This window comes from Kitasatospora sp. NPDC059803, from assembly GCF_042732255.1.
In the GTDB taxonomy this organism is placed as follows: domain Bacteria; phylum Actinomycetota; class Actinomycetes; order Streptomycetales; family Streptomycetaceae; genus Kitasatospora.
Map to the genome: position 1 here is coordinate 1 of NZ_JBHWIJ010000480.1, position 3,760 is coordinate 3,760.

3 protein-coding genes are annotated in these 3,760 nt (G+C 73.6%); 2 read left to right on the forward strand and 1 reads right to left on the reverse strand.

Going from position 1 to position 3,760, the window contains the following annotated elements; genetic code table 11:
- Positions 1-101 precede the first annotated feature (101 nt).
- Positions 102-1,490 carry an FAD-binding oxidoreductase gene (locus ACFV6I_RS38400; RefSeq protein ID WP_063350913.1) on the reverse strand — a complete coding sequence of 463 codons (1,389 nt, stop codon included), beginning with the start codon at positions 1,488-1,490 and terminating at the stop codon, positions 102-104.
- 354 nt (positions 1,491-1,844) lie between these two features.
- On the opposite strand from ACFV6I_RS38400, the gene ACFV6I_RS38405 reads away from it, so the two are divergent.
- Complete coding sequence (locus tag ACFV6I_RS38405) at positions 1,845-2,363, forward strand: NUDIX domain-containing protein (RefSeq protein ID WP_380343075.1); 519 nt, start codon at positions 1,845-1,847, stop codon at positions 2,361-2,363.
- Between the two features lie 168 nt (positions 2,364-2,531).
- On the forward strand, positions 2,532-3,686 hold the full coding sequence (locus ACFV6I_RS38410) for a serine hydrolase domain-containing protein (protein WP_380343072.1): 1,155 nt from the start codon (positions 2,532-2,534) through the stop codon (positions 3,684-3,686).
- Positions 3,687-3,760: the final 74 nt, after the last annotated feature.

Here is a 3,760-nt window from a genome sequence, read left to right on the forward strand (position 1 = left end):
GATCCGGGGTGGCGGATCCGCCACCGTGATCGCCACCGACCGGCGTGCTCGCCGCCGTCCGACCGCGCTCGCCACCGCCCGCGCCGCTACCGTCCGCGCCGCTACCTCCCGGAGACGACGTCCGCGACGCGGGCGATCGGCGAGGTGGCGGCCCGTCCGCCCGCCTCCTGGCGGTCCGCCGCGTGGTAGGCCGCGTACATCGCGTGCACCCCGATCCAGCGCAGCGGCTCGGGCTCCCAGCGGCGCACGGTGTGGCCCACCCAGGGCAGCCCGGTCAGCCCGGTGTCCCGCCCGAGGACCAGGTCGCGCAGCGTCCGGCCCGCCAGGTTCGTCGTGGTCACCCCGCTGCCGACGTACCCGCCCGCCCAGCCGAGACCACTCGCACGGTCCAGCTCCACCGTGGCGCACCAGTCCCGGGGCACACCGAGCACGCCCGCCCAGGCGTGGTCGATCCGGGCACTCGCGGCCGCCGGGAAGAAGCGGTTCAGGATCTGCCGGAGCTGGCGCACGGTCTCCACCTGGGTGCCGCCGTCCGCGTCCGTCCGCGAGCCGAACCGGTACGGCACACCCCGGCCGCCCAGTGCGATCCGGTCGTCCGCGGTGCGCTGCGCGTACATGTAGGCGTGCGCGAAGTCGCCCAGCACCTCGCGGCCCTGCCAGCCCGCGTCCGCCCAGAAGGCGGGCGGCAGCGGCTCGGTGGCGATCATCGCCGAGTTCATCGGCAGCCAGGTCCGCCGCTCGCCGCGCAGGCCGGCCGTGAAGCCCTCGGTCGCGCGCAGCACGTACTCGGCGGTCACCGTGCCCTGCGGCGTCACCGCGCGCGGCCGGGCGTACGCGGTGCCCGGCAGGATCGCCGTCACCGCCGTCCCCTCGTGCACCGCCACCCCGAGGTCCCGCACCACCCGCGCCAACCCGCGTACCAGCGCGGCCGGTTGGATCCGCGCACCGTACGGCGTCCAGGTACCGCCGAGGGCGCCCGCGACGGCGATCCGGTCGGCGGCCTCCTTCGCGCCCAGCAGCTCGACGCGACCCTCGCCGTACGCCCGCTCGGCGGCGGCGAAAGCCTTGAGCCGCTCCAACTGGGCTCTGTTCCTGGCGACTTCGAGCACCCCGCCGCGCACGATGTGCGCGTCGATCCGCTCGGCGGCGGCGACGTCCACGACCTCCCCGACCGCCTCGTCCATCGCCCGCTGCATCGCCGCCGCCGCACCCGGGCCGTACCGCTTCGCGAACGCGCCCCGGCCCGCGAAGCCGTTGTACAGCCACCCGCCGTTGCGCCCCGAAGCGCCGTAGCCGCAGAACCGGCGTTCCAGCACCGCGATCCGCAGCGACGGCTCCGCCTTCTTCAGGTAGTACGCCGTCCACAGCCCCGTGTACCCGCCACCGACGATGCACACGTCCACATCCGCGCTCCCGGGCAACGCCGGCCCCGGCTCCGGCAGCCCACTCGCCGCGTACCAGAACGACACCTCGCCGTTGACCGCCACCAGAACCTCCCACACCCGTCGCCGACCTGCCCGGACGCTACGCCGCACCGGTCACGCCGGAACACCCCCACACTGCCAAGATCCCCCCGCCCGGCCAGCCACCCTGTCAGACCACCAACAGCTCCAGCACCCGCATCCAGCTGCACGCCCCCGACACGAACTCCGCGACCCGCACCCCCACCCTCCGCAGCCTCGCCAAGCTCGCGTCGCCCGACAACTGGATGGCCTGGGCGATCTTCTGGGCACGCACCGGGAGTACGGCCCGGTGCGTGAGTACCTGGCACGATTCGACGAAGCGAGCAGAATCCGGCTCCTGCTACTCGCCGACATCATCCCGTCACCTCGGGGAGGTTCATCGTGAGGCCCGCACCCACCGACACCGAAGCCTGGAACGCCTACCTCTCCGAAGGCAACGCCAGGCAGGCCCGCAAGCGCGTCTCGGCCGACGTCATCCTGCGAGACGTGAGCGGCTGTCTCCTGACCGTCAACCCGACCTACAAGGACGGCTGGGACCTGCCGGGCGGCATGGCCGAGGCCAACGAACCCCCTGACCAGGCAGCCGTGCGGGAGCTGCGGGAGGAGTTGGGCCTCGACATCGCCGTCCGTGCCCTCCTCGTCGTGGACTGGGTGGCGCCGCACGGGCCCTGGGACGACCAGATCGCGTTCATCTTCGACGCCGGAACCCTCGCCCCCGCCCTTGCCGCCAACGTCCGCCCCCATGACGACGAACTCTCCGAAGCACTCTTCCTCCCAGCACCCGAGGTGGCCGCCCGGCTGCGGGCGCGCCAACGCACCCGCCTCCAAGCCGCACTCCACGCACTTGCCGACGGCCGCACCCGCTACCTTCGGGACGGGGCGGAGCCATGGCAACTCTGACCCACCATCACACACCAATGGCCGGATCACAGTTCATACCCCGCAGGTCGTAGGCCGTCAGGACCACGGCTTCGGCCCGCGCTCCTCCTGCGCGCGGACGACCGTCGCCGGTGCCGCGTGGTGCCCTGGTGGTCCCGGGCGCGTCGGCCCGGCGAGAGGAGACGCTCCGTGAACCCGTCCACGCCGTACAGGATTCGACCGTTCCGGCTCAGCGCAGCGGCCGTCGCCGCAGGCGTCCTGCTGTTCGGCGTGGCCGCCGCGCCGGCGGCCCAGGCGGCGGGCCCCCGAGCCGACGTCGTCCAGCAGCGGCTCGACGCGCTGGTCCGGCAGGACGGTGTGCCCGGCGCGCTGGCCACCGTGCGGGACCGGAACGGGCACACCCGCACCTACACGGCCGGGGTAGGCGATCTGGCCACCGGCGCGGCGGTGCCCGTGGACGGGCAGGTCCGGGCGGGCAGCAACACCAAGTCCTTCACGGCCGTCGTCGTCCTGCAGCTCGTCGCCGAGGGCAAGGTCGATCTGGAGGCCTCCCTCGACACCTACCTGCCGGGTCTCGTGCGCGGCACCGGCGCAGGCGGCGAGATCGACGGGCGGAAGATCACCGTCCGCCAGATCCTCCAGCACACCAGCGGCCTGCCCGACTACACCCACTTCCTGCCCGACCAGAGCCTCTCCCAGTACCACGAGCCCCGCGACCTGCTCGACCTCGCGCTCGCCCAGAAGCCCGACTTCGAGCCCGGCAAGGGCTGGAAGTACTGCAACACCGGTTACCTGATCGCCGGCCTGATCATCCAGAAGGTCACCGGGCGGCCCGCCGGCGAGGAGATCACCCGCCGGGTCATCGACCGCATCGGCCTGCGCCACACGTACTTCCCCGCCCAGGGCGACATGACGGTGCACGAGCGCCACCCGCACGGCTACGTCACCGAGGAGCCCGGCGACCAGCCGCTGGACGTCACCGAGCAGGACATGTCCTGGGCCTGGACGGCCGGCGCCCTGGTCTCCACGAACAGCGACCTCAACCGCTTCTTCCGTGCCCTGCTCGGCGGCGAGTTGCTGGCCCCGGCCCAGCTCGCCCAGATGCAGGTCACCGTCCCCGCCGAGTACATGGGCCCCGGCGGCCGGTACGGGCTGGGGCTCGCCAGCCGCCCGCTGTCCTGCGGCGGTGTGTACTGGGGCCACGGCGGCACGCTCCCGGGCTACGCGACCCGCGGTGGTGTCACCGAGGACGGTCGCGCCGCCGACATCGCCGTCACCACCCTGCCCTCTGCCGATGTCAAGCAGCGCGTCGCCGACGCCGTCGACGCCGCGCTCTGCCGCTGAGGCGGTCAGGCACTCACACGCGAGAGCGGACCCCGGGCGACGACCGTGCCCGCCCCCGCGTCACGGGGCGGGCA